This window comes from Glutamicibacter sp. V16R2B1, assembly GCF_005774635.1.
Taxonomy (GTDB): Bacteria; Actinomycetota; Actinomycetes; order Actinomycetales; family Micrococcaceae; genus Glutamicibacter; species Glutamicibacter creatinolyticus.
On sequence record NZ_VATX01000004.1, the window covers coordinates 1 to 25,013 of the forward strand.

At 66.0% G+C, this 25,013-nt stretch carries 19 protein-coding genes and 1 pseudogene; 9 read left to right on the forward strand and 11 right to left on the reverse strand.

The annotated features are described in order from the left end of the window. On the forward strand, window positions 1-222 hold a 222-nt coding region (locus FDN03_RS01540; RefSeq protein WP_138173444.1), incomplete at its 5' end, for an integrase core domain-containing protein. 66 nt (window positions 223-288) lie between these two features. Next, the gene (locus FDN03_RS01545; RefSeq protein ID WP_171021090.1) at window positions 289-1,143 is read left to right on the forward strand and encodes a siderophore-interacting protein; all 855 of its coding nucleotides are present in this window, start codon (window positions 289-291) and stop codon (window positions 1,141-1,143) included. 422 nt (window positions 1,144-1,565) lie between these two features. On the opposite strand, the gene FDN03_RS01550 is transcribed toward FDN03_RS01545, so the two are convergent. After that, window positions 1,566-2,447, reverse strand: a complete 882-nt coding sequence (locus tag FDN03_RS01550) for a DNA-3-methyladenine glycosylase (RefSeq protein ID WP_171021091.1) — start codon at window positions 2,445-2,447, stop codon at window positions 1,566-1,568. After that, window positions 2,444-3,037: a DNA-3-methyladenine glycosylase I gene (locus tag FDN03_RS01555; RefSeq protein WP_138173448.1), complete on the reverse strand. Its 594-nt coding sequence runs from the start codon at window positions 3,035-3,037 to the stop codon at window positions 2,444-2,446. The genes FDN03_RS01550 and FDN03_RS01555 overlap by 4 nt, the downstream gene beginning before the upstream one ends. 84 nt (window positions 3,038-3,121) lie before the next feature. On the opposite strand from FDN03_RS01555, the gene FDN03_RS01560 reads away from it, so the two are divergent. From FDN03_RS01560 to FDN03_RS01575, 4 genes are all read left to right on the forward strand, one after another. Further along, window positions 3,122-3,496, forward strand: coding sequence for a metalloregulator ArsR/SmtB family transcription factor (locus FDN03_RS01560; RefSeq protein WP_281283955.1), 375 nt, complete (start codon window positions 3,122-3,124; stop codon window positions 3,494-3,496). Continuing rightward, complete coding sequence (locus FDN03_RS01565) at window positions 3,486-4,406, forward strand: cation diffusion facilitator family transporter (protein ID WP_246049706.1); 921 nt, start codon at window positions 3,486-3,488, stop codon at window positions 4,404-4,406. The genes FDN03_RS01560 and FDN03_RS01565 overlap by 11 nt, the downstream gene beginning before the upstream one ends. 135 nt (window positions 4,407-4,541) lie before the next feature. Beyond that, window positions 4,542-5,291 carry an ABC transporter ATP-binding protein gene (locus tag FDN03_RS01570; RefSeq protein ID WP_054820852.1) on the forward strand — a complete coding sequence of 250 codons (750 nt, stop codon included), beginning with the start codon at window positions 4,542-4,544 and terminating at the stop codon, window positions 5,289-5,291. Between the two features lie 8 nt (window positions 5,292-5,299). Further along, window positions 5,300-7,795 carry an ABC transporter permease gene (locus FDN03_RS01575; protein WP_138173452.1) on the forward strand — a complete coding sequence of 832 codons (2,496 nt, stop codon included), beginning with the start codon at window positions 5,300-5,302 and terminating at the stop codon, window positions 7,793-7,795. Between the two features lie 117 nt (window positions 7,796-7,912). Here the strand turns inward: FDN03_RS01575 and FDN03_RS01580 are convergent, their stop codons facing one another. Genes FDN03_RS01580 through FDN03_RS01590 form a run of 3 tightly spaced genes read right to left on the reverse strand, consistent with a single transcriptional unit; the run spans window position 7,913 to window position 13,457 of the window. Continuing rightward, window positions 7,913-11,248, reverse strand: coding sequence for an ATP-binding protein (locus FDN03_RS01580; protein ID WP_138173454.1), 3,336 nt, complete (start codon window positions 11,246-11,248; stop codon window positions 7,913-7,915). Between the two features lie 5 nt (window positions 11,249-11,253). Continuing rightward, a complete protein-coding gene (locus FDN03_RS01585) occupies window positions 11,254-12,000 on the reverse strand; it encodes a DUF4194 domain-containing protein (protein ID WP_138173456.1) in 747 nt (248 codons plus the stop codon). Then, complete coding sequence (locus FDN03_RS01590; protein WP_138173458.1) at window positions 11,997-13,457, reverse strand: DUF3375 domain-containing protein; 1,461 nt, start codon at window positions 13,455-13,457, stop codon at window positions 11,997-11,999. Before FDN03_RS01590 ends, FDN03_RS01585 begins: the two co-directional genes overlap by 4 nt. 237 nt (window positions 13,458-13,694) lie before the next feature. Between FDN03_RS01590 and FDN03_RS01595 the strand changes: the two genes are divergently transcribed. Next, the gene (locus tag FDN03_RS01595; RefSeq protein WP_249354183.1) at window positions 13,695-14,975 is read left to right on the forward strand and encodes a polysaccharide deacetylase; all 1,281 of its coding nucleotides are present in this window, start codon (window positions 13,695-13,697) and stop codon (window positions 14,973-14,975) included. A gap of 173 nt (window positions 14,976-15,148) precedes the next feature. Here the strand turns inward: FDN03_RS01595 and FDN03_RS01600 are convergent, their stop codons facing one another. From FDN03_RS01600 to FDN03_RS01620, 5 genes and pseudogenes are all read right to left on the reverse strand, one after another. Beyond that, on the reverse strand, window positions 15,149-15,421 hold the full coding sequence (locus FDN03_RS01600) for an HAD-IA family hydrolase (RefSeq protein ID WP_249354186.1): 273 nt from the start codon (window positions 15,419-15,421) through the stop codon (window positions 15,149-15,151). 28 nt (window positions 15,422-15,449) lie between these two features. Next, window positions 15,450-16,756, reverse strand: a pseudogene (locus FDN03_RS01605) (ISL3 family transposase). Between the two features lie 91 nt (window positions 16,757-16,847). After that, the gene (locus FDN03_RS01610; protein ID WP_138173462.1) at window positions 16,848-17,264 is read right to left on the reverse strand and encodes an HAD hydrolase-like protein; all 417 of its coding nucleotides are present in this window, start codon (window positions 17,262-17,264) and stop codon (window positions 16,848-16,850) included. 274 nt (window positions 17,265-17,538) lie between these two features. Further along, window positions 17,539-20,997: a bifunctional RecB family nuclease/DEAD/DEAH box helicase gene (locus FDN03_RS01615; protein ID WP_138173464.1), complete on the reverse strand. Its 3,459-nt coding sequence runs from the start codon at window positions 20,995-20,997 to the stop codon at window positions 17,539-17,541. Between the two features lie 104 nt (window positions 20,998-21,101). After that, on the reverse strand, window positions 21,102-21,407 hold the full coding sequence (locus FDN03_RS01620; RefSeq protein WP_138173466.1) for a hypothetical protein: 306 nt from the start codon (window positions 21,405-21,407) through the stop codon (window positions 21,102-21,104). A gap of 199 nt (window positions 21,408-21,606) precedes the next feature. On the opposite strand from FDN03_RS01620, the gene FDN03_RS01625 reads away from it, so the two are divergent. Beyond that, complete coding sequence (locus tag FDN03_RS01625; RefSeq protein ID WP_138173468.1) at window positions 21,607-22,326, forward strand: M50 family metallopeptidase; 720 nt, start codon at window positions 21,607-21,609, stop codon at window positions 22,324-22,326. Here the strand turns inward: FDN03_RS01625 and FDN03_RS01630 are convergent. Continuing rightward, the gene (locus tag FDN03_RS01630; RefSeq protein WP_138173470.1) at window positions 22,294-23,496 is read right to left on the reverse strand and encodes a YihY/virulence factor BrkB family protein; all 1,203 of its coding nucleotides are present in this window, start codon (window positions 23,494-23,496) and stop codon (window positions 22,294-22,296) included. The genes FDN03_RS01625 and FDN03_RS01630 overlap by 33 nt on opposite strands. A gap of 608 nt (window positions 23,497-24,104) precedes the next feature. On the opposite strand from FDN03_RS01630, the gene FDN03_RS01635 reads away from it, so the two are divergent. Then, window positions 24,105-24,824, forward strand: coding sequence for a transglycosylase family protein (locus tag FDN03_RS01635; RefSeq protein ID WP_138173472.1), 720 nt, complete (start codon window positions 24,105-24,107; stop codon window positions 24,822-24,824). Window positions 24,825-25,013: the final 189 nt, after the last annotated feature.

Genomic DNA, 25,013 nt, shown 5'->3' on the forward strand with positions numbered 1-25,013 from the left:
TGCACCAGACCGCAGTGGCCTCAGACGAATGGGAAGATCGAGCGCTTCCACCGCACTCTCGCGTTCGAATGGGCCTACGCCCGGCACTACGGCTCAGAAGCCGAGCGCGCCGCCGCTTACCCGGCCTGGCTCCATGAGTACAATCATCACAGACCCCATACCGGCATCGGCGGCAAATCACCCATCGACCGCGTACACAACGTCCATGGGAAGAACAGCTAGATGCCGTTGGGCCCAAAAATGAATTAGGCTAGCTATATCTAACCTATTAGTTCAAGGGGTGTTTTTGTGGCCAAGAGTGATGGTCGTCGTCCGGTGCGTCCGCAGGTAGTGCTCGAAGTGGTGGCTCGCCAGCAGATCTCCGCGCACCTGGTGCGCCTGACCTTCGGCGGTCCAGGGTTTTCCGACTACCAGGACAAGGAGGTCACCGACCGCTACGTGAAGATCCTCTTCGCCAAGCCCGAGCTGGGGCTGCAGCCGCCCTACAACCTTGATGAGCTGCGGGCCATTCTCCCGGCCCAGGATCTGCCGGTACGCCGCACCTACACTGTGCGCAACGTGGACACCGAGGCCCGGACACTGGACATCGACTTTGTGGTCCACGGGGACGAGGGGCTGGCCGGGCCGTGGGCACGCGACGCGCAGGTCGGTGACAAGATCTGCTTCAGCGGTCCCGGCGGACGCTATGCGCCCAGCGCGGAGTACGACTTCCAGTTCCTGGTCGGGGACGAAACCGCGATCCCTGCCATCGCCTGCGCGCTGGAGGCCATGGATGAGGACATGGTTGGGCGGGTGATCATCGAGGTCAACGATGCCAAGGACGAAGTACAGTTCCAGGCGCCGAAGGGCATCGAGATCACCTGGCTGCACCGCAATGCGCCGTTCTCTCCGCAGACAACCATCCTTGAACAGGCGGTTCGCCAGGTGCCGTGGCCCGAGGGCAAGGTGCAGATCTTCTGCCACGGCGAGCGTGAGGTCATGAAAAAACTGCGCATGTACTTCCATGGGGAGCGCGAAGTGCAGCGCCAGGCGATGTCCCTGTCCGCGTACTGGGCCTACGGCCGGGTGGAGGATGAATTCCAGGCCGAAAAGCGCAGCGCCATCGGCCAGATCTTTGACGAGGAGCCGGCGCCGGCAAAATAGCGTCAGCGGCGGAAGATTCTAGGGGCCTGGCCCCGCAGTGGCTCGGAGCGACACCCGCTCCGGGCCGCTTTTTCTTAGATTAGACACACCTAAGAAAAGCTTTGAAAAATTAAGCCAGATGCACTTGACGTTATTGTGGTGGGGTGTCGTATGCTTAGTGCGGAGCCTTCCCCGTGTGTGGTCGGGGGAGGCGCTGACTTTGGTCGATGCGAGTCGACCAAGAGCCGTCACGGGACTTGCTCAATCCCCGGCGGTGGTCGGCCTAGCCGGCTTGAAGTAAAAGGGAAAGGGAACGGCTGACCTGCTCAGTCAGCCGATTCGCAGAATGAAGCGCATCAAGCATGCACGCCTTGATGCGCTTCTTCTGTTTTAAGTCCGGGTTTTGGCTGCGTGAGATTTGCCTGGGTGAGCCAGGGCCGTCCTCACATCGGTAGCGCACCTGCGCCTGGCAGAGCGCCAAGTTCGCCCGCGACCTTCCAGAGCAGCACGGTCGCCAGCGCGTTGTCCTTTTCCCAATCCAGCAGGGACGCCTTCTGCTCCCAGCCCAGCAGTTGCAGGGCGCGGCGCACCACCAGGTCCGAAGCCAAGAAGACGCGCGGGTCGCGCAGCCCGCGCAACGCCACATAATCCACCGTCCACGGGCCGACTCCCTTCAGGGCCAGTAGACTCTGGCGCAGCTGCGGGGCCGGGGCCTTCATCGACGGGCCGAAATCCAGGTACCACTGGGCCACCCGTTGCAAGGTTGCCGCCCGGGAGGCGGGGCACCTGATGATGGACACCAAATCGGGAACCGATGTTCCGGCGACCCTCGCGGCCTCTGGAAAGGCGTGGAACCCGCTCGCGTGCTCGACCCCCAGTGCCGTGACAAGCCGCAGCGCCAGCGTGCGGGCGGCACGGGTGGAAATCTGTTGACCCAGCACCGTAGTCACCAGGGCCTCAAAGAAATCCGGGTAGCTGATCAGGCGCAGGTGCGGATGCCTTCGGGCGCAGGCGCTGAGCAATGGATCCCTGGACAGGCGGCGCAATCCCGCAGTGCCGTCCTGCGCCAACCCCAGCCAATGGGTCACGGCGTCCCGCAGCCCTGCTTCGGCGCTCGCCGGCGCCTCGGTGGTCACCCCGACGCCGCCGGCATCTACCCGCAGCTCGGTCAGCTGCCAGCCGGTGGCCGTGCGCAACAGCCGGGTGATCGTGCCCTGCGCCGGATCCAGGGTTTCCTGAATGGGCAGTGAATGCACCTGCAGCACCTGGAACAGATGCGCCACATCCAGCGCCCCGGTGGAGGTGAGGCGGAACCGGTGCGTCACTGTCGCCAGATTCCGGAACTGCCGCGGCGGTGCGAACCCAGCAGGTGGGTGTCCACCATGCCGATGGCCTCCATCAGCGCGAACATGGTGGTGGGTCCCACGAACCTGAAGCCGGCCCGTTTCAGCGCCTTGGACAGCGCCACCGATTCGGGGCTCTGCGTGGGAATCTCGGCCAGGGTGGCCGGCTGTGGGGTGTGCTGCGGGCGGTGTGACCAAATTAGCTCCGATAATCCGCCGGCGGCGCGCAGGGCGACGGTTGCCCGCGCGTTGCTGATGGTGGCCTCAATCTTGCGCCGGTTGCGCACGATCCCCGCGTCCTGCAGCAGCTGGTCAATCTGCGATTGGCCGAAGGCCGCGACCGCGTCGGGGTCAAAGCCGGCGAATGCCCGGCGGAAGTCCTCCCGCTTCTTCAGGATGATCGCCCACGACAGGCCGGACTGGAAGGCCTCCAGGCTCAGGCGCTCAAACAGGCCGCGCTCATCGGTGATGGGCATGCCCCATTCGGTGTCGTAGTACTCACGCAGCAGCTCGCTGCTGGCTGCCCACGGGGGCCGCGCCAGCCCGTCGACCCCGATGATTAAATCTCCCATGCCACCATCCTGCCACTGCCGCCTGGCCCCGCTTGCCCTCGCGTCCGTTCCTGCTATCATCGTTATATGGCGATAATAGAGTCAGTGACCGATGAAGATGCGGGTGCGGTGACCCGCCGACGCACCGCGGCCCTCTTCCACTGCCTGGCCGACCCGATGCGGCTGATGATCCTGGAACACCTGAAGACCGGGGAGCACAAGGTCAAGGAACTGACCGAGCACCTGGGCCTGGCCCAAAGCACCGTGAGCGCCCATTTGGCGTGCCTGCGCGAAGGCAACCTGGTCAAGGCCCGTTCGGTGGGGCGTTCCAGCCTCTACTCGCTGAACGACGAGGCGGGGCTGCAGACCCTGCTGAAACACGCAGGACCGTTGGTGCGCGCCGAGCGGGGCGAGCACCACTGGCTCGACGAACACGAAGGCCCGAATTCCAACCAGGAGGCGCTGCACAGTGTCCCATGACCACTCCCATGACCACGGCCTGGCCGAGATGAACCGCAAACGCCTGGCCTGGGCGTTTGGCATCACCGCCACGATCCTGATCGCCGAGGTCGTCGGGGCGCTGCTGACCAACTCGCTGGCGCTGCTGGTGGACGCCGCCCACATGCTCACCGACACGCTGGGGCTGCTGATGGCGCTGACCGCCGCCAACCTGGTGATGCGCAAATCCACCGACCAGCGCACCTGGGGTTTCCGACGTGCCGAGGTGCTCTCCGCGACGCTGCAGGCGGCGCTGCTGCTGGCGGTGGGCATCTATGCGGCCATTGACGCGGTGCGCCGCATCTTTGAACCGGCCGAGATCCAGTCCACCGGCCTGCTGGTCTTTGGCGTAATTGGGTTGCTGGGCAACCTGGTTTCCATGTGGATCATCTTCGCCGGGCGGCAGGACAACCTGAACATGCGCGCCGCGTTCCTGGAGGTGCTGAACGACGCGCTGGGTTCGGTGGCGGTCATTGTGGCCGCAGTGGTCATCTGGCTGACCGGCTGGGCCACCGCCGACTCGCTGGCCGCACTGTTCATTGCCGCGCTGATTGTGCCCCGCGCACTGAAGCTGCTGGGGGAGACCACCCACATCCTGCTCGAATCCACCCCCCGGGGCCTGGACCTGCATGACGTGCGCCAGCACCTGGAGAAGCTGCCCGGGGTGTTGGCGGTGCATGACCTGCACGCCAGCCAGATCGCCTCGAACCTTCCGGTGCTCACCGCCCACGTGGTGGTGGCCGATGAAATGTTCTCCTCGGACTCCACCGGCGAGCTGCTGCGCCTGCTGCAGCAATGCGTCGCCGAGCACTTCGAGGTGAGCATCAGCCACTCGACCTTCCAGATCGAACCGGCCTCACATCGCCGGAGCGAATACCACGTGGACTGCTGATCGTGTGGGGCGCGTGCCTTGCGGCACTGCGACGGCCGGTGGGCGCAGCTCTCCACCCCTGGTATGACACTGTGGCGCCAAACACCGTTCATTTGGCCGATCCCTTGGTGGCATGCGGGTTTGTAGTCTTGGACTATGAATCAAGAAACCGTTGTGGAAACAGATTTCGCCGTGCAGGCCCGGGGCCTGACCAAGACCTACGGGCACGGCTCGACCCGTGTCGAGGCGTTGAGGAGCGTTGACGTTTCCTTCGTGCGTTCGCGCTTTACCGCCATCATGGGCCCCTCCGGCTCCGGCAAGTCCACCCTGATGCATTGCCTGGCCGGGCTGGACACCGCCGATGACGGGCAGATCCTGATCGGCGGCAAGAACCTGATGCAGCTCAGCGACGACCAGTTGACCGAGATGCGCCGCGAACAGATCGGCTTCGTCTTCCAGTCCTTCAACCTGGTGCCCACCATCACCGCGCGGGACAACATCCTGCTGCCGCTGGCGCTGGCCGGCAAGAAGCACGACCCGGCCTGGTTCGAGCAGGTGGTGGGGATCCTGGGGCTGAACGACCGCCTGGATCACAAGCCGCACGAGCTCTCCGGCGGCCAGCAGCAGCGTGTGGCCGTGGCCCGCGCCCTGCTCACCCGCCCCGAGGTGGTCTTTGGCGATGAACCCACCGGCAACCTCGATTCGCGCACCGGCGCCGAAGTGCTGTCCCTGCTGCGCGCCTCCACCCGCGAAATGGGCCAGACCATCATCATGGTCACCCACGACCCGGTGGCCGCCTCCTACGCCGACGAAGTGCTGTTGATGAAGGACGGGCAGCTGGTGGGCAAGCTGGCCGAGCCGACCGTTGCCTCGGTGACCGACGCGCTGGCCAACCTGGCGGAGTAGGACTGATCATGCTTCACGTCGCATTAGCGAATATCAAGACCTATGCGCGGCGCTACATCGCCGCGGTGTTGGCGGTGGCCATCGGCACCGCATTCCTCGGGGCCAGCCTGGCGGTGGACACCTCCACCCGGGCCACATTGAAGAACTCCGTGGGCGAGGTCTACCGCAACGCCGACCTGGTGGCCTTCCAGGACTGGAAGAACGAGGACTACGGCACCGAGTCGGACAAGCCCATGACCCTGGACGTGCTGAACTCGGTGCGCAAGCTGCCCGAGGTGTCCACCGCCTACGGTTCGGTGCGGGCCGGCACCAGCCTGCGCACCGACAAGAACGCGTTCGGCGCCTGGCTGGTTCCGGTCTCCGCCGAGAACCGCTTCTCCGGGCTGAACCTGATCGAGGGCCGGGCCCCGACGAAGGAAACCGAGATCACCGTCGATGAGAAGGGCGCCCAGGAGGAAGGCCTTTCGCTGGGGGACGTCGTCGCCCTGGACGGGGTCAGCGGCGAGGACGGACTGCAGGAAGTGCGCATCGTGGGGCTCAGCGCCCCCAGCGCCGACCCGTTCATGGGCGGGATGATGCAGGTGGGCGTGTCCGAAGACGCCTTTGAATTTTTGATGGGCGAGCAGGCGCAACTGGATGAGCTGATCGTCAACGCCTCCGGTGACGTTTCCGCCGCCGCGCAGGCGCTGCGCGAAGAACTGGCCGAGCAGTCGGTGAAGAGCGCCTCGGTGCTTACCGCCGATGAAAAGATCATCGAGGACGTCGCCCAGCTCACCGGCGGCACCGACCAGCTGACCGTGGTGCTGCTGATCTTCGCCCTGGTGGCCCTGGTGGTCACCGGCCTGGTGGTGATGAACACCTTCTCCGTGGTGATCGCCCAGCGCACCCGCGAACTGGCCCTGCTGCGCACCCTGGGGGCCAAGCGGGGGCAGATCCGCTCCTCGGTGCTCATTGAGGCGCTGCTGATCGGCGTGGTCTCCTCGCTGCTCGGCGTGGCCGCCGCGGTGGGCCTGATGGCCGGGCTGATCAAGCTGCTGCAGGTGACGGTGCCGGACATGGCCTACGCCACCCTGGCGCTGGATCTGAAGGTGCTGCTGGTGCCGTTGGCCATCGGCATCGTGATGACCGTGCTCTCCGCCTGGGTTCCGGCCCGCCGGGCCATGAAGCTGGCCCCGCTGGCGGCGCTGCGCCCCTTTGACGCGGCCAGTGTGAAGAACCGCGCCGGCAAGCTGCGGATCGTCTTTGGCGCCATCCTGGCCCTGGCCGGGATCGCCGGGCTGGTGGCCGGGGCGATGCTCAAGTCGCTGCCGATCGCCTTTTTGGGCGGATTGTTCTCCTTCCCCGGCATCCTGATGCTCGCCTCGCTGTTCGTGCCCTCCGCGGTGTACGGCATCGGGCGCCTGGTCTCCGGGGGCAAGGTGGCCGGCAAGCTGGCGGCACTGAACTCGGTGCGCAACCCCGGTCGCACCACGGCCACCGCGACGGCGCTGCTGATTGGCGTGACCCTGGTGTCCATGATCATGGTGGGCGGGCAAAGCGCGAAGGTGTCCCTGAACCAGGGGCTGACCGAGGAATACCCGGTGGACCTGATGGTCCAGTCCGGGGACCTGAACCCGGCGCAGGAAACCCAGCTGCGCCAGATTGAGGGGATCTCGGCGGTGAGCCGGTACGAATCCGGGGCACCGAAGATCGAGCTGGACAACGGCACCAGCGACGAGTCCTACCTGTTCATCGTGGACACCACGACGCTGCAGGATGTGCTGCAGCAAAACGCCCCGCTGCCGCAGGACGGCGAGCTGGTGTACACCAGCGGGGCCAGCGGGGACGCCAAGGCCACCACGGCCACCATCAAGGGGCATGAGCTGAAGCTGGTCACCTCCTCGGCCAGCTACCTGCCGAACATGATCACCCAGGACACCGCGCAGCGGATCGGGCTGCAGCATGAAGAGGTGATGGGCGGTGCCCTGGTTCGCCTGGACGACTCGGTCAGCGACAGCCAGGTCAAGCAGATCGTGGAGCAGATCTCCAAGACCCTGAACGTTGACCAGGCGCTGGTCAGCGGCGGGGTGACCGAGAAGGCGATGTTCTCCCAGATCATCGACGTGCTGCTGATGATCGTCTCCGGCCTGCTGGCAGTGGCGGTGCTGATCGCGCTGATCGGTGTGGCCAACACGCTCAGCCTCTCGGTGCTTGAACGCACCCGGGAGAACTCGCTGCTGCGGGCCCTGGGCCTGAAGAAGAAGCAGCTGCGCTCCATGCTGGCGGTGGAGGCGGTGCTGATCGGCGGGGTGGCCGCCCTGCTGGGCCTGATCCTGGGCGTCATCTACGGCATGTTCGGGGCATACAGCACCCTGGCGGCCGTGGGCACGGTGTACTTCGACATCCCGTGGCTGCAGCTGGCTCTGGTGCTGGGTGTCAGCCTGGTCGCCGCGCTGCTGGCCTCGCTGACCCCCTCCCGCCGGGCCGCGAAGCTCTCCCCGGTGGAGGGCCTGGCCACCGAGTAGCCCTCCGGGGCTGGGCACAGTGAAGGGCTGGTTCCACCTGATGGTGGGACCAGCCCTTCACCTGGTTAACCACAAGGTTGGGGCCGCGGCAACCAACGCCGCCGCCCGCCGCCCCTTCTAGTCGCGCAGCGCGATGGTGGTGGCCATCGCCGGGGAGCGCCCGGTGGTGACAAACCCGGAGATGTTCGAGCCCGGGTGCTTGATGATGTCGGTGATGGAGCCCAGGTGGCTGCTCAAGTCGATCTTGTCCTCCGGGGCGGCCAGCACCAGGTGGAAGCCGAACTCCTGCAGGGCCCGGATGCCGGCGGCGGCATATTCCGAGTTCGCCTGGATGAAGGCCTCATCGATCATCACGGTGCCGTAGGAGGTGAACCCGGCGGTGGCGAAGCCCAGCTGGTAGGCCAGGGCGGCGCCCATCACGAACGAGGTGAAGCGCTGGCCCTCACCCCCGGAGAGGGTTCCGGGCTCCAGCCCGGTTTCCACCTCGCCATTGGGCTTGTGCTCATCGCAGCGGATCACCACGTGGTGGCGCACATCCAGCACGGTGGCCCGCCAGGAGCTGCGGCCCGGGTCGGCCAGCGCCTCCACGATCGCCTCCAACGCGGCGTAGGAGCGCTTCAGGGTGCTTTCCTCCCGGGTGCTGTAGGCCTCGTTCAGGGCCTGCTTCAGTTCGCGGCGGAACGTTCCGGCCTCGGCCGGGATGGCCGGCTCCACCTCGAAGCGCAGGATCGACCCGTGCTCGAAGGGCACGTCGGCCAGGATCTGGTTCAGCGGCTTGATGCGTTCGGCGATCATCCTGCGTTCCTCGTCAAGCAGCTGCAGCAGGTCGCTGAAGCGCTCGTAGGAGCGGTTGGCGAAGTACTCGCGGAACTGGGCCTCATGGTGCGGCAGGCCCTCGGCGACGATCTGGTCGTGCAGCCGTTCATAGTGTTCGCCGGCCTGCGCCCCGGTGCCGTGGGTCTGGGCGTGGGAGGTGCCGAATTCGCGGGCGAAGCGCTTGAAGGTGTCGCTAAGCTCGTTGGCCACCGCCACCCGTTCGGCGTTCAGGGTGCCCAGCTCACCGGTCAGCTGCACCCGGGCCTCGGCGAAGACGGTGGTGAGCTGCGCCGGGTCGGCCTGCTCGGCCTGCTGCAGCGCACCGATCACCGTCTTGACCGGTTCCAGCTGGGTGACGCCCTCGGGCAGCTGTCCCAGCAGCTGCCGGGCGTCGGCCTGCTCCTCGCCCAGGGCCTGCACCACCCGGCCCGCCTTGGCGATCTCGGCCTCCAGCTCCTGGATCCGGGAGCGGATCAGGGCCAGCTGGCCGATCACCTCATCGGATTCGGTCTGGGCCTGCTTCAGCTGCTGACGCAGCCCGGAGGAGTCCCCGGACCGGCTCAGCGCGTCCCCGAGCTTCTGTTCGCTGCGGCGCAGCGCCTCCAGCGCCGCGGAGGTGTCCAGCTGGGCGAAGCTGCGATCATCCTCGCTCAGGGCCTGGAGCACCCGCGCCTTGGCCAGCACCTGCTCCTTGGCGGCGCTGCGCTGGTCGGCGGCGGCCTGCGCGTCGGCGATCTGCTCCTGCAGCCGGGCCTGCTTGGCCTGCAGCTCGGTGATCTTCGCTTCGTTGGTGAACCCCAGCAGGTGCTCGGAGACCGGCAGGCTGCGGGTGTCGCGTTCGAAGCTGCCGGTGCCGGACTTCAGGGTGCCGGCCGGGGTGATCGCCTTGGTGTGCCGGTGCATCTGGGCATCGTTTTCCACGCACACCAGCGGATAGTCGGCGGTGATCTTGGCCTGCAGCCAGTGCCCGGCGGCGGTGGACATGAATTCGAGCTTGCTCACCAGGTCCGAGGCCCCGGCAACCGCCGGCTTGGGGGTTTGGGACATGTCCACCCAGCGGATCCGGCCCAGCCCGTCCAGCTGGTCGATGGCGTGGGTGACCGCCGCCAAATGCTCCCCGGGGACCAGGATCGAGCGGGCCAGGGTGCGCAGCGCCTTTTCCGCGGCCGTGCGCCAGCCCGCCTCGCTGGCCGCCACGTCCATCAGCTCCCCGGCAAAGGGCAGCTGGTCCTCGGGCACACCGCTGGCCGAGGCGATCGCCCGCCGGGCGGCCACCGAACGGTCATCGATGTTGCTGGTGCGCCGCTGGTAGGAGTCGATCTGCTTTTGCAGGTTGGCCGCCCGCTGGCGCAGGTTCATCAGCGAGGCCATGGCCTCGTACTCCACGGTCTGCGCGTCCTTGGTGATCGAGTCCAGCTGCTGCACGGTGCGCGCCGCATTGGCGCGCAGCTCATCCAGGCCGGTGGCGCTGAAGTCAAAGCTCAGCCCGGCCTGGGTGACCTGTTCGTGCAGGGCACGCAGCACGCTCTCCTTTTCGGACAGCGCCTTGCGCGCCGCATCGGCCTCCCGCTCCAGCAGCATCAGCGCCTGGGCGCCGGTGTCGTCCTGCAGCTGGCGCAGCTGGCCAAGCTGGCCGGCCAGCTCCTCCCTGCGGGCCTGCAGCTGCCCCTCCTGCTCGCGCAGCGTGGAGAGCTGCTTGGTGTGCACCTGCAGGTCCCGGCGCAGCACCTGGGCGCGCACGGCCTGCTCCAGCTCGGCCAGCTGGGTGTTCACCAGCTGCTCAATCCCGGCGATCTGCTCGGCCAGGGCCGCGTACTGCCGGTTCTGTGCCGGCACCTGGGCCAGCACGTCGCGCTGGCGCCGGGCGGTGTCCAGCTGGCGGTAGATGCCGCGCAGGTGGGCGAAGTCCTCCACGGCTGCGGCCGCGGCCTTCAGGGTGGCCGGTTCCTCCAGCACCTCGTGGCGGAAGAACTGGTTCACGCCCTTGGCCAGGCCCTTCCCATTCTGCAGGGTGCGCAGCAGGGCGAAGGCCTTGTCGTTCTCCACCCCGAGCCGGCGGCGCAGCCGTTCCACGAACGCCTTGTGGGTGTCGAACGCCTCGGCCGGGTCCAGCAGCTTCTGCAGCGAGGAGACGGTGAAGCGCCGCGCCCCATGGTGTTCCAGCTCGGCCACATCCAGCGGCCCCTCGCACAGCAGGTAGTGCTTGGAGACCTGGTTCTCCAGGCCCGCCTCGGGCAGGTCGAAGACCGCCGCGGCGGTGACCGTGTTGCCCATCCCGTCCTCGTAGCCCAGGCTGACCGCGCTCCAGGTGGCCCCGGGCCGCTGGTAGACGGTGCCCGAGCCGGTCTTGAACTTGCGTCCGCGCATGTAGGAGAACGTGGTGCGCCGATCCTCGCGGGTGGCCGCGTCGTTGGCCGACTCGTTCAGCCTCGGGGTGGCGAAGAACAGGTGGCCCATCGCGTCAAAGAGCGTGGACTTGCCCACGCCCGGGTGCCCGGTGATCAGTGTCCCGGCCCGGTCCACCTGCAGGGTGTGCAGGCCGTGGAAGGTGCCCCAGTTCACGATCTGGATGCGGGAAAGCCGGTGCTGGCCCGGGTTGAGGGTGTCGCCCAGCGGCAAGGTCATTTCTATGCTCATCGGTGCTACTCCTGAACCATCTGGGATTCGTCGCTGATCCGGGCATCGCCCCCACCGGGCAGCGGCGGCTCATCAGGATCCTCCGCCAGCTGCCCCTGGTGGGCTTCGCCGGGCTGATCGGGCAGCGCCGGCTGCGCCTCGGTGTTGTCGATCGCGGCGATGTAGCCGGGGATGTCCTGGATGCTGGCGATCGGCAGGGCCATCGCCAGGGCCGGGGAGATGCGGTACTCGTCGACCAGCTCGGTGCCGGTGATCAGCCGCAGCGTGTTCAGCCGGCCGATCGCCGCGTCGCAGGACTCGGCGAAGCGCTTGTCGTCGCGGTCGCTGGCGGTGCGGTGCTCGGCCAGGATCTCGTGCATGGCGGTGCGGGAAATGACCGCGTCGGTGCCGCTGCCCGAATGCTGTTCCAGCAGCAGGCGCAGGCGCAGCGCCAGCAGCGTCTCGTCCCGCTTCAGGCCACGGCGCGGGGCGATCGGGGCCGAATGCGGCAAATCCACGTCCACCGGGCTGAGCATCGCGATCTTGCGTTCGGGATCGATGCTCAACCCCAGGAAGATCTCCGAGACGTACCCGGTGATCGCGGCGCGCTGATCCAGCAGCAGCTGCCAGCCGGCCGGGTCCACCGCGCCGTCCAGGTAGGGCCCGCGCAGCAGCTTGACCAGCAGCTGGCGCAGCTGCACCGGGAAGGAACCGGTATCGCCGTCGAACAGGGGCTCGGTGATCGTTTCGGGGTTCACGGTGCTGGTGCTCATAGCGGCTCCTTGGTAAAGCTCAGTGCGGGCAGCAGGGCGGTGCGGGTGCTGCCATCGACCTGGAAGTATTCGACCGGGTGCAGTTCGGCGGGGCTCAGCGCCTCACCGTTGGTCCGTCCGATCTCGATCAGCGCCCTGATGGTGTTCAGGTGCCGATGTTCGGCCGGCAGCCGCGTGTACAGCTGGTGCAGCGCCACCGGGGCGTTGCCGGCGTCCTCCAGCCCGGCGCGCACCGCCTCGCGCAGGAAGGGCATGTCGGCCTTCGCGGTGCTGGGGGTGCGCACAATGTCCGCGGCGTCGAACTGCGGCGCCTCGGCCAGGGGCGGGGGAGCCACATGCTCGGAAGGGTCAAAGATGCCCAGCCCGTGCAGGGTCACGAACTGCGGGGCGTACAGGTCCAACGGGGCCAGCGCGCTGCGCGGCTTCAGGTTCGTGGAACGGCTGATCGCCAGTTCCGCTTCACGCACCGCCTGGCGCAGCAGCTGCGCCTGCTGGTAGTCCTCGGACTGCACGAACGCGTGCAGCGATTCGGAGAGCCGGCCGTAGGATTCGTGGACCTCGGCGGCCTGGCGGCGCAGTTCGCGCAGCAGGTTGGTCAGGATCTGGCGTTCGGGGGCCTGCAGGCCATCGACGAAGTCGCGTTCAAGCACCTCGTTGACCGCGGCCCGGAATCGCTGCTGCGCCTCGGGAGAGCCGAGGAATTCGGTGAAGCCGGAGAAGGTTTCCCCCTCCGCGGTGGAGCGCAGCTGCCGGTCGGCCTCCAGCACCTGGCCCACGGCCACGCCCTTGGCGGTGGAGGCATCCAGGATCCCCTCACGCAGGCTGTGCAGCATCTGGCGCACCCCGTCACGCATCCGCCGGAAGTCGGCGGGCAGGCTGGAGGCCAAATCCAGTACCGAGCGGGTGGCCGACAAGGCCGAGGCCGGGGAAAGCACCGCCGGGTCGTGCCCGGCCCGCAGCGCATCGATCTTCGCCTGGCGCTGGGCAATCTCCGCCTCCAGCGCCCGGATGCGGGCCTGCGGGTCCGGGTCGGTCTCATGGGCCAGGGATTCCAGGGAGGTCAGCAGCGTGTTCAGCCGGGAGGAGTTCAGCCGCGAGTCGTCGGTGGACAGCTCGTCCAAAAAGCGCAGCACCCGCAGGGTCGCCGCGGACGGCTCGTAGCTGAAGCGTCCGTCAATCAGCGGCCGGGCCAGGATGCCCTGGCGTACCCAGCCTTCGGCGAAGTCCTCGGCCGTGGAACTGGCCGGAACCTGCTCTTCGCTGTCCCGGGCCTGGCGCAGGAAGGAATCCAGGGAGGCGTGGAACAGTTCCAGGGACACCCGGGGACGGTCGGCGGTGAATTCGGCCCGAATAAACGCCAGCGCCCACGGCGGGGCGGTGATCAGCCGGTAGGCGGCGGACCGGCGGAACTGCTGGGACTGGTGCCACAAGCGATTCGCGCGGTGCGAGGGCTGCATAAACTTCCTTCGTCCTTGTCTCCTGCCTAACCTGTTTATCCTAGTTCATCTGCTGCAACACGCGGTGGGCGCCACAGCCGAAGCAACCCGGGCACCCGGCGCTGAGTAGGAGGGGAGTGTTCACCTCGGGCAACACGCTTGTCCAAAGTTACACCGGCGGTTCTGAACCGGCCCCGGCCTGTGTAGGGTCGAAGCAAGGAAAGCGTAAACCTGCCGACCTTTGGAGGCTGTCAACCCGTGAACCGAACCAAGCTGCTCTCATCCGTGGCAATTCTCTCCCTGCTGCTGGCCGGCTGCAGCCAGGCAGACGACGCTGCCGGCGGCCCGGAGGCCGCCGGATCGCAGCAGGATGAACAACAGAGCCAGGAGCAGGCCAAGGCCCAGGAAGCCGAACGGGTCAAACAGGTCAAGGACGAGGTCAACCGGCTGGCCGACGGGTACGACTATGACGCGGCGATGAAGCTGGTCAAGGACGAACCCAATGAGGAACTCAGCTCGCTGGCCAGCGGCCTGCAGGAGGAAAAGGACGCGACGGTGGCCTGGGAGAAGCCGAACCAGATCCCGCACCTGTTCTTCCACTCCCTGGTGATCGACACCGACCGCGCCTTCGACGGGGACGGGGAAGCCCAGGGCTACAAGGACTACATGGTCACCCAGGACGAATTCTCCAAGATCCTGGACCAGCTCTACGAGCGCGACTACGTGCTGGTCAACCCGACCGACTTCGCCAAGCCCGACAAGAACGGGAAGATGAAGTACGGCAAGATCATGCTGCCCAAGGGCAAGAAGCCGCTGGTGCTGTCCATCGATGACGTGAGCTACTACGAGTACATGGACGGGGACGGGTTCGCCGACAAGCTCATCGTCACCGACGAGGGCAAGGTGCGCAACGTCTACACCGACGCCGAGGGCAAGGAACACACCGGCGCCTACGACGTGAGCACCATGGTCGATGACTTCGTGGAGGAACACCCCGACTTCTCCTACCGCGGGGCGCGCGGGTTGCTGGCGATGACCGGCTACAACGGCCTGTTCGGCTACCGCACCTCCGACAGCCAGTACCCGGAGAACAAGAACATGGACAAGGACAAGGCCGCCGCCAAGGAAGTGGCCGAGGCGATGAAGGACAACGGCTGGGTCTTCGCCTCGCACTCCTGGGGCCACATCGCCACCGGAAAGGTCTCCCTGGACCGGCTCAAGCGCGACACCAAGCTGTGGAAGGACGAAGTGGAGCCGCTGGTGGGCAAGACCGACCAGCTGATCTACCCGTTCGGTTCGGACATCGCCCAGGTGGGCCAGTACTCCGGGTCCCGCTACAAGGTCTTCAAGGACGCCGGCTTCCGCTACTTCTACGGGGTGGACGGCACCACCACCGCCTGGATGCAGCAGACCGACGAATACCAGCGGCAGATGCGGGTCAACGTTGACGGCCTGCAGTTCGCCAAGGAAAAGCGTGGGGACCGTCCGGTGCTCTCCCACTTCTTCGACGTGGACAAGGTCATCGACAAGGCCCGGTAGCCGCCGGTAGCCAACCTCATCCCCGTGTGCCTCCTGCTGTCACCAAGACGGCAGGACGCACACGGCGTTGCGGCATGAACGCAGATTTATGCCGCAGGAGTCCCTGCGTGGTGCGCCAAACTTGGGCCAAACCCTGGGGCACCGGGGAGCGGGGATGGGCTGGCAACGCAGGATCAGCCGCTGACGTCCAGGGCTTTGCCCCGGAGCACAAGATGCCCGTCCTGCCGGTGAACCTGCACCTGCTCCAGGTTTTGCACCACGAAATCAGCATCGGAGAGCTCTTGGGCAGCGTGGGAGGTCGCGACGGCCAGTACCGTGGCTCCGGCCGCCCTTCCGGCATGAATGCCGGCCGGGGCATCTTCGATCACCAGCGCTTGTGAGGGAGCTACCCCTAGCCGCTGTGCCGCCAACAGGTACCCCTGCGGATCCGGTTTGCCCTGCGACACGTCTTCGGCGCTGATGAAAACTGGCTCTTCACAATCCAGGGTGTAAAACGGGTCTGAACCCGCCAGATTCCAAGAGCGAACGGGCAATATAATTCGCTAGGCTCCGGAACCCCAGAGCGCTGCCGCGCAGGTGTTCCAACCTCCCATTGATCGCTTCGGTGGGGCCGTTCGAGGTGCTTGCCCGGTCAAAGTAAGCCAGGATATCCTCGGCCCGGCGCTTCAGGGTGCGGCCCAGGGACGCCAGTTCGGGCAGCCCGGTAGGAATTTTTGCTTTGATCAGCTCGATGACCTGCTCCATCGACCACCTGCCGATGCTCTTCTCCTTTTGCCGGTACGCGTCCACGATGCGCTGATAGATGTTCCAGGTGAATTGCACCGGTTCGTGCTGCTGATCAGCAAATAAGGCATCAAGGCGTTCAATCTGCTTCTCAGTCAGCAAACCATCCCCGGTCAACAGCGTGCGCCGTGCCGTATAGAGCGGATCACCCTTGCGGCCACGGTGCCCACAGGTGTCTTGCTGCACCCGCTGACGGCACTTATCCAATGCTTCGGAAGCCAAGCGCACCACATGGAAGGGATCCATCACTTCTACCGCGTCCGGTAGCTCTTCCGCGGCGGCGGTTTTGAAGCCGCTGAAACCGTCCATTGCCACCACTTCAATCCCGTCCCGCCATTCTTGGGACGGTTCGCGAGCCAGGACTTGAACACGGCCTTGGAGCGGCCTTGGACCATGTCCAGCAGCCGGGCCGGGCCAGCACCTTCGGTGACCGGGGTCAGGTCAATGATCACGGTGACGTATTTGCCTCCACTGCGGGTGTGGCGCCATACGTGCTCGTCCACCCCAATGACTTTTACTGCGTTGAACCGTTCAGGCTTGTTGATCAGCACTCGTTGCCCCTGACCCAACACCGCGTCATTAGCGGTATTCCAGGACACGCCCAGCCCCTCAGCAACCCGTGCCATGGACAAGTGCTGACACACGATCCCGGTCAGCGCCCAACCCAACCCGCCACGAGAAATCTTCGCCCGGGGCTCGGCAGCCTGGCTGGTGTCCTGACGCCACACAGTACCGCAGTCAGCACACCGGTACCGGCGCACCCGGATCACCAGCGTGGTCGGCCGCCAGCCGACTGGCTCATGCGCCAGCCGGCGCACCACGGTGCCACGAGGCGTTCCCGGCTGCCCGCAGTTACGGCACCACGGATCCGCTTCGGTGACCTTGCATAGGATCTCGGCACGTTCAGGCAACAACCGCTGACCGCAGGCTGTCAGGCCCAGCTCGTCCAGCCGGCAGAACGTGGTCAGATCCGGGGCGGTAAAGGTAGTATGGGACAACGTCGGGGTCTTTCAAGAAGGTTGTGTAGGAACTTCCATTCTTGTGAAGACCTCGACTTTTTACTGCCCTGCGACACGCCCCGAAATCAGATCAGCGGCAGTGCTGCCCTACACCCTCAATTGCGAAGAGCCTGAAAACTTGCGGGGACGGCAACCCGGCTGCCGTCAAACGGGCACGCATGAGCTGCGCGCCACCCGAGGTGACCACGCCCCAACGCTGCGCAACGAGACCTTGAAGCATGCTTGAAACTCCCGGCAGCGCCACAACACCGTCCAGGTCAGCAAGCTCCATCTCCAGCAGGACGGCACACGCCTCGTCGACCTGATCCGCCGGCAGCAGCATGGAGACCACATCCTCGGTACGCCGACCGTGGCTCTGGGCGAGGATACGGGCCGCATCAAACCCATAGCGCTCTGCCCACGTCCGCCAGGTCCGTTCGACCGCGGGAGTCGAATCCACCAACGTTCCGTCAATATCGAACAGTAAGGCCTTTGCGCGCAGTTCCATTCCTCCAGCCTACTGACCCCGCACTGCCCTCTGAGCGGTGCCCAGCTGCAGAATAGATTCAGCCGCCATGCTGCTACGGTCTTTTGCCCACCATCGACGGTCAGGACGCCGCTTGCCCGCTGGTTCCGTTGGTGCCGGCGGCTGACCGTGACCCGTCTTTCCCGTTGCGTCAGGCAGTGCGCGTCTGCCCAGGCGGGCCGCTGAAGTCTTGCCCGATGAGCCCACAACCTCTTTCCTCCCCGTGAAGGAATCCGGATGCTGAGGATCTATGGTGCTAGAGGCTCAAGAACGCACCGAGCTGGGAGAGGTTGGGAATCGAGGTTGGCAGGTAGTCGGTCAGCCGCGGGGAACGCACAATCACCGCCCGCCATTGGCCGCGGGAGATCGCGACGTTGATCCGGTTGCGGTTGAGCAGAAAGTCGATGCCGCGGGCCGCGTCCTCGGCGCTGGAACACGCCATGGAGACCAACACCACCGGGGCCTCCTGGCCCTGGAACTTGTCTACGGTGCCCACCCGGACATCGGCGTAGCCGTTGTCCTGCAGCAACTGCTGCAACAGGTTCACCTGCGCGTTGTAGGCGGCCACCACCAGGATGTCGTGCTGTTCCAGGGGCCGCGGCGCCGATTGCGGGCCGTCGGCCCATTCCAGCCCCAGATGCTCATCCACCAGCCGCAGGATCTCGTGGGCCTCCTCCACGCTGCTGGTGGTGTTGCCGCGGTGCTCAACGAAACGGGTTTCCACCCCGGCACAGGCCCCGGTCAGGTGCCGTTGCCCGGCGGCCGGGGCCGCCTGCAGCTGTCCGTCGTAGCTGAGCCGGGACACCTTCTCACACAGCTGTGGGTGCATGCGCCACGAGGCGTCCAGGAAGTAGCCCAGCTCGGCGGGCAGGATGGGGTGCCCGTCCGAAAGCCAGCCCAGCGCCGAAATGTCCACCGGCTGCGGGTGGGAGCCCTGCGTGACCTGCGGCAGCTGCTGCGGATCCCCGAGCAGCAGCAGGTTGCGGGCCGCCGCGGACACCGCCAGCGTGTTCGCCAGCGAATACTGTCCGGCTTCGTCGATCACCAGCAGGTCCAGGGCCCCGGGCGCCACCTGCTTGCCGGTCATGGTCCAGGCGGTCCCGCCGACCAGGCAGCCGCCCTCCTGCTCAAGCAGTTCGGCGACGGCGTTGGCCCCGGTATGCTGCCAGGGAACCTCCTTGCCGTGGTTGGGCTTCTTGCCCACCTGGTCCGCCGGAACCCCTGCCTGCACCGCCTTGTTCAGCACGTTTTCGATGACCGCGTGGGACTGGGCAACGACCCCGATCTTCCAGCCGTGCTCCACCAGCTCGCGGATCACGTGGGAGGCCACGAAGGTCTTGCCGGTCCCCGGAGGGCCCTGCACCGCCAGGTAGGAGTTGTCCAGGTCCAATAGCGCGGCCACCACGGCCGGATAGACCTGGGCCGAACCGTCAACGACCTCCGGCGGCGGGGGAGTAGTGTAGCTCTTCAGCCGCGGAGGGCGGCGGCGCAGGATGTCCAGCCCGGCGGTGTCCGGCAGCGCCGGGACCATGGCGCCGACCTGGTTCGCGACCTGCGCCAGGGCCTGTTCAATGCTGGCGGTGCGCAGCGGCTGGTCAGGGGTCAACGCGACCGGCACCGCCCCATATTCGGGGACCCGGGTGGTGGACTTTTCCTGGATCACCAGGTGGTCCTCGCCGACCTCCAGCACGGTGGCGTTGAACGCACCGCCGCGCACGGACTCATCAACCTCCATGCCCTCGGGCAGTGGATCGCCGAACATGGCGAAGAAGCCGGTGCCTTCGGAAACCAGGGACCCCTCGGCCAAGGTCCCGTAGACCTTGGAGTGCCGCGCCAGGGTGCGTGAACGCGGGGTTGGCTTGTGCCAGTCCTGCAGCACCTGTACCGAATCGACGGTGAATACGCCCCGCGTATCGGACCAGTCCTCCATGGGCGCGGCGAGCCGGTCGAAGTGCTCCCACCAGAACTGCTTGCGTTCCCGGCGGTGGTAACCGGTGGCTGCGGCCACCATGGCAATTGCCCGGTCATCCGCGCTCAACGCCTGCCCAGCCGGCAGCCCGGCGATGTAGCGCTGCAGCCGCTCCTCCTCTGCGGTGGGTTCCGCCGTCGAGTCCGGCAGCTGCTCCTGGGCCAGTGGCGCGGGGGCCTGGACCGGGCTGGCAGGAACCAGCCCGAGCAGCCAGTCGCGCAGCCGCAGGGTGGACAGGCAGTCATACTCGTTGTAGTCGGCGATGGACTCAAGCACCTGACGGGCCTCGGCCTCGCGCCCGGCATCCCGGGCCTGCATGTAGTGTGCATACGCGACCACCGAGGCCCCGGCATCCACCACGTCCCCGGAGCGCAGGTGCTCGCCCATGTAGAGCGGTTCAAGCTTCTTGATGGAGTAGGAACGCGTGGAGAGCACCAGTGAGTTGCGTACCGTTTCATACAGGTCCACCAGCAGCCCCTCGCGCAGCCACTGGTCGATGGCTTCCTCCCCGGTCACGTGCACCTGGGACAGGTTGCGCAGCGCCGACTTCTCATACGGGGCGTAATGGTAAATGCGCATGTGGGGGAAGCGTTCACGCCGAGCGGTGACGTAGTCGATGAACTGCAGGAACGCGGTGCGCTCCTCGCCGCGGTTGTGCGCCCAGAAGGGGCGAAACACCGGGGTGCCGGTGTCGTTTTCCACTACCCCGAACAGGTACTCCAGTCCCCAGCTGCCGTCGGCGGGCTCCTGGTACATGGGATCGCCCTCGAAGTCGAAGAAGATGTCTCCGGGATCAGGCGCCGGCAGCCGGTTGATGGTCTGTGTTTCCTTGATCCGGTAGGACACCGCGCCAACCTGCCCGTCGGGTTCGGCCAACCCCAGCTGCATGCGGGCCTGGTCGACGTAGCGGCCCAGCGCGGTGCCGGGGGCCGCCTCCACCTCGGCCAGCTGATGGATGCTGTGAATTCCGCGACGGCGCAGCTTGGCCCGCTGGGTCATGGACATGTTCGCCACCTGCAGCACATCCCCGGTGGCGCTGACCTGCTCGGCACAGAAATCGCAGCGCCCACACACCTTGATGGCATCCGAATCCCAGAGCACCGGGTTCCCGGACTGGCGGTGACGTTCGGTCAAGGCCAGGAATTTGCGCCGTTGGGCCCGGAACACCGGCAGGATTTCGGTGATCCGGTGCACCGAATGGGTGCCGTCGCCCAGCACCAGGGTTGCCTGCGGGCTGAGCGGGATGCCCTCGGTCTGCAGCTGGTCGGCGTAGGCTCCGAGCTGCAGCAACGCGCTAACCCGGGCGTGCCGGGCCAGTTTGGTGTCCCACACCGCCCAGGACCCGTCGGGTTGGCGGACCAGGAAATCGGCGAACCCCACAAAGGAACCGTCATAGAAGGTGGCCTGGTAGACCACGTCCGCGCCGTTGCGCAACACTTCGAGGGTCTGTTCGTGGGCGGCCAACAATCCCTCATGGGTCATCACCGGACGATCCGGGAAGGACTTCACGCCCCGGTGGGCCGCCGCATCGTAGGGCCCGTACTTCTCCTCCAGCTCGGCCAGGATCCGCCGTTCGTGCACGTCGCCGAGCTCCGCGCTGCGTTCGAGCATCTCATCGGGGGCAAAGTGCGGCTTCGGACGCAGCCCCAGCTTGATGTCCAGCAGGTACAGCGACTGGTACTCGCACCTTACGGCGATGGCCAGGTCGCTGGCCGAGTAGATGAAACGGTCCTGGAGGAAGAACACGGGGACAGGTGCCTTTCGTTGACCTGGAAGTTACCCTGTCAACCTAGCACCGGTCCCCGACGTTTGCGGTGTGCCGGATCCTGCGTTCGGGCACTGGCCCCCTGCTACTTGGCCCGGCGCCCGCCGAAGATCAGCGAGGCGGCGGCCACTGCCGCACTGACGGTGTTGACCGCGGTCCACGGGCCCATGTTCTTGGCCAGCGGATGCGAACCGCCGAACGCCCCCAGGTAGGCGGCGGTCAGGGTCACGGCCCGTGCGGTGCCGGCATCCTTCTTCCAGATCAGGAACGCGCCGGTGCCGGCGGCCGCCAGCACGGCTCCGCCCAGGGCGCGGTTGCGGGTGCTGCGGGCGGTGGCGAACCCTCCGGTCAGGCCGCCGACGGCCAAAGCGGTTGAGACGATACGCGACATGGGTGCTCCTTGCGTCGGGGTGGTTGGTACTGATGCCATCCTATGCCGAGCCCCTCCGGTTCCCGGGCGCTCGCCGCACGGGCCGGTAACGCGAGACCCGGCACGGGAGGACGGAAATCCGGGCGACGGGCCCGGTGTTGCGTAAGCTCGACTGCAGGCGCGCCGCCCGACGCGCCAATCAAAAGCTGAAAGGTGCGGTGTGGGAGAAACGCTCAACGCGATGTGGCAGCGGCTAAGCCTGCAGCATGAACTGCAGCTCAGCCCTTGGCAATGGGTGTTGCTGGGCGCACTGGTGGCGCTGCTGGTGTTGCCGCGACCCGCCTGGCGGCTGACCGGGATGTACTCCACGCTGCTTCACGAGCTCGGGCACGTGGTGCTAGCGCTATTCACCGGCCGCTTTGTCACCGGGCTGCGCCTGGGCTGGGACCACTCCGGGGAGGTGGTCAGCCGGGGACGCGGCAAGGCCTCGGTGATCATCTCGGGCGTTGCCGGCTACCCGGCTCCGCTGTGGTGTTCGGCGGGACTGCTGGCCGCAACGGCGGCCGGCTACCCCGGACTGGCCCTGGGGGCCTACGCGATCCTCTTCTGCCTGGCCCTGGTTTTCGTGCGCAACCTCGCGGCCCTGCTGGTGTGCGTAGCCAGCGCGGCGCTGGCGTTGGGCATCGTGTTCTTCGCGCCGGTGGACATGTTCGTCTATGTGGCCCTGCTCTTGGCCGGGTTCCTGCTGGTCGCCGGGGCCCGGGACTGTCTGAAGCTGTTGGCCGTGCACACCTGGCGCCGGCAGGATGTGCGCCAATCCGACGCCTATCTGATCGGGGCGTCCACCGGAACGTTCTCGGGGATCTGGCTGCTGGTGATCCTGACGCTTGCCGGGAGCGGACTGTGGCTAGCGGTGCGCAGTCTCATCCTGCTGATCTGAGGAGGCGGCCGGATCGGCGGAGGCCTCGTGCTTCCTGATGAGATGCCGCATTCCCAGCCAGGCGGCGGTGGCTGCCCCGGCCGCGAAAATCAGCCGATGGTGCGACTTGTGCTGCGGAAGCATGGAACCGTCCGCGCTCTCCAAGGGGTCCCCGCCGTGCTGGATCCGAATCTGCTGGGCGTGGACCAGGTCGCGGAAGTTGCTCAGTTCCCGGCGGGCAAAGAGCGTGTCGTCGCGCACCGGGTACTGCAGTTCTTCATCGGCGGCCACCCCCTTGCGCAACTGCGACAGGCGGGAGAACTCGACGTCCACGACCGCGCCCATCAGCAGGGCAATGTTGATGATCCAGCAGGCCACGACCAGGATGATCACACCGCCAATGGCGCCGTAGGTGGCCGAATAGGAAGCAAAGTTGGCGATATAGAAGGAAAAGCCGCCCACCGACAACCCCAGCACCACCAGGGCGCTGATGGTGCCGGTGGAGAACCATTTAAAGGGGCGCTTCACGTTCGGGGTGAAGTAGTACAGCAGTGCCAGGACCAACAGCGCCATGACAAACATGGTCGGTGGTTTGAGCCAGTTCAGTACGGTGGCGAATTGGTCTCCCAGCCCCACCACGTTGCCTATGCCGCGGGCGACTGGCCCGGAGGTGACCAACAGTGCGAAGGAGACCACCATGACAATCATGATCAGGATGGTGATGCCCAGCATCTGGGGGCGGCGTTTCCACTGGGGACGGCCTTCTTGCACCTTGTACAGGCGGTTCATGGCGCGGCTGAAGGCGTTGACGTAGCCGGAGGTACTCCACAGGGCGCCGGCGATGCCCAGGAAAATGGTGAGGCTGGTGCCCGAGGTTTCGGCCGCCAGGCCGGTCAGCAGCTGCTCGGCCATGTCCATGACCTGTTGGGCGTCGTCGCCCAGGTGCTCATGGCCCTGCGGGTTCAGCGCCTGGTGCAGGATCTCCAGGATCGCCTCGGTCGCTCCCTGGCTGGCACCGACCAGTGCGAGTAGAGAAACCAGGGCCAGGACCCCGGGAAAGAGCGCCAGCACCATGAAGTATGAAAGGGATGCCGCCGAGTCCAACCCATTGTTGCGGAAGAACTCCCGCACCGCCCGGGAAAATGCCTGCAGGACTTCCGGTGCCTTGCGTGGGCTGGCACTACTGGTCATGGATGTCCTCTCGGCTCGTTTGGCGCAGCAAGGGCAACGGGCACCCTGATCAGTTCCACCCTACCCAAACTGCTCGGAAGCGCCCTGCTCAGAGCGGTCATGGCTACCGGATGACGAATGCGATTTGAGAAGCTGATCGGGTCGGTTATCTAGTGGGTTCTGGATGGTTCAAAGGCTCTGCCGGATCGCCCTCCGTTGCCTCATTGAGCTCGCAGGGAGCGTGCGGCAGCCTCCCAGCAAGGGAACAGCCAATACCACATTTTGTAGCATGCATCACCCCAAATTCGCTTCCATCCAAATAACGTTTTGGTTCCAAAATTCGGTGCTCCGGGGTGTCTCGAAGAACTTTTTTTGAAAATTTTTTAATGGGGTTGACTGCAACAAACGCCGATTCTGGAAGGAACCTGAGTTGCCAAGGGGGTCAGGGTGTGGGCTATCGTCATGGATAACGTTTCGATAACACTCGCAGTGTTATGGGAAAAAGCAAAACGCCGCCGGAACTTCCGTGTGCCCATTCGGTAGGCGTTTCAGTAATGTCGAAATGCGACGCTGGGCGCAGCGCCAGGATGGCTTGGACAGCCTACGCGTGGGAAGAGCACTGGAGAACCATGATCCAGCAGAAGAGCAAGAAGACCATCCGTCGCGGCACCGCCGCTCTGGCAGCAGTCGCCGTTGCAGGTGGCGCCATGGCCGTAGCAGCAGTTCCGGCCTCCGCAGCCAGCACCTGGGACGCCCTGGCTCAGTGCGAATCGAGCGGTAACTGGTCGACCAACACCGGTAACGGCTACTACGGTGGCCTGCAGTTCTCGGATTCCACCTGGAAGGCCTACGGCGGCAAGGGCTCGGCAGCCAACGCTTCGAAGGCTGAGCAGATCCGCGTTGCCACCAAGGTCCAGCAGGGCCAGGGCTGGGGCGCATGGCCCGCATGCTCGGCCAAGCTGGGTCTGAGCGGGAAGCCGACCGGCACCCCGAAGGCTCAGACCAAGAAGGCTGCTCCGCAGCAGAGCACCCAGAAGACCACTGCCAAGAAGTACACCACTCAGAAGGCTGCCCCGAAGAAGCAGACCACCCTGAAGTCGGTGGAGCGCACCGCAGTGAAGACTCAGTCCGGCAAGCACGTCGCACCGGTTGCCAAGGCTCCGGTATACAACGTGAAAGCCACCGACTCGGGCAAGAACTACACCGTCAAGGCTGGCGACACCCTGTTCAAGATCGCCCAGGACCTGGGTCTGGACGACTGGCGTTCGCTGTTCTCGGTGAACAGCGACAAGCTGTCCAACCCGGACCTGATCTTCGTGGGTCAGACCCTGAACGTGCCGACCAAGTAATCACCTACCTGGTCTTCAGCCCCGTACACTGCCGCATGCGGCAATGTCCGGGGCTGAACACGTTAAAGAGGTGCGCACCTTAACGGTAGGCAGAGCGGAGAATGCCTTCGAGCGTGAATTGACTGACTGCCCAACCACTGCATGGCGCACGCCACGCCGTCGATGTTCCCCACAGGCAACACAGCACTC

Bases quoted from the DNA above. Each gene is read 5' to 3' on its own strand.
- FDN03_RS01555 (WP_138173448.1), bottom strand. From the start codon at position 3,037: ATGGGAGATTTAATCATCGGGGTCGACGGGCTGGCGCGGCCCCCGTGG.
- FDN03_RS01570 (WP_054820852.1), top strand. From the start codon at position 4,542: ATGAATCAAGAAACCGTTGTGGAAACAGATTTCGCCGTGCAGGCCCGG.
- FDN03_RS01575 (WP_138173452.1), top strand. From the start codon at position 5,300: ATGCTTCACGTCGCATTAGCGAATATCAAGACCTATGCGCGGCGCTAC.
- FDN03_RS01580 (WP_138173454.1), bottom strand. From the start codon at position 11,248: ATGAGCATAGAAATGACCTTGCCGCTGGGCGACACCCTCAACCCGGGC.
- FDN03_RS01585 (WP_138173456.1), bottom strand. From the start codon at position 12,000: ATGAGCACCAGCACCGTGAACCCCGAAACGATCACCGAGCCCCTGTTC.
- FDN03_RS01590 (WP_138173458.1), bottom strand. From the start codon at position 13,457: ATGCAGCCCTCGCACCGCGCGAATCGCTTGTGGCACCAGTCCCAGCAG.
- FDN03_RS01610 (WP_138173462.1), bottom strand. From the start codon at position 17,264: ATGGAACTGCGCGCAAAGGCCTTACTGTTCGATATTGACGGAACGTTG.
- FDN03_RS01620 (WP_138173466.1), bottom strand. From the start codon at position 21,407: ATGTCGCGTATCGTCTCAACCGCTTTGGCCGTCGGCGGCCTGACCGGA.
- FDN03_RS01630 (WP_138173470.1), bottom strand. From the start codon at position 23,496: ATGACCAGTAGTGCCAGCCCACGCAAGGCACCGGAAGTCCTGCAGGCA.
- FDN03_RS01635 (WP_138173472.1), top strand. From the start codon at position 24,105: ATGATCCAGCAGAAGAGCAAGAAGACCATCCGTCGCGGCACCGCCGCT.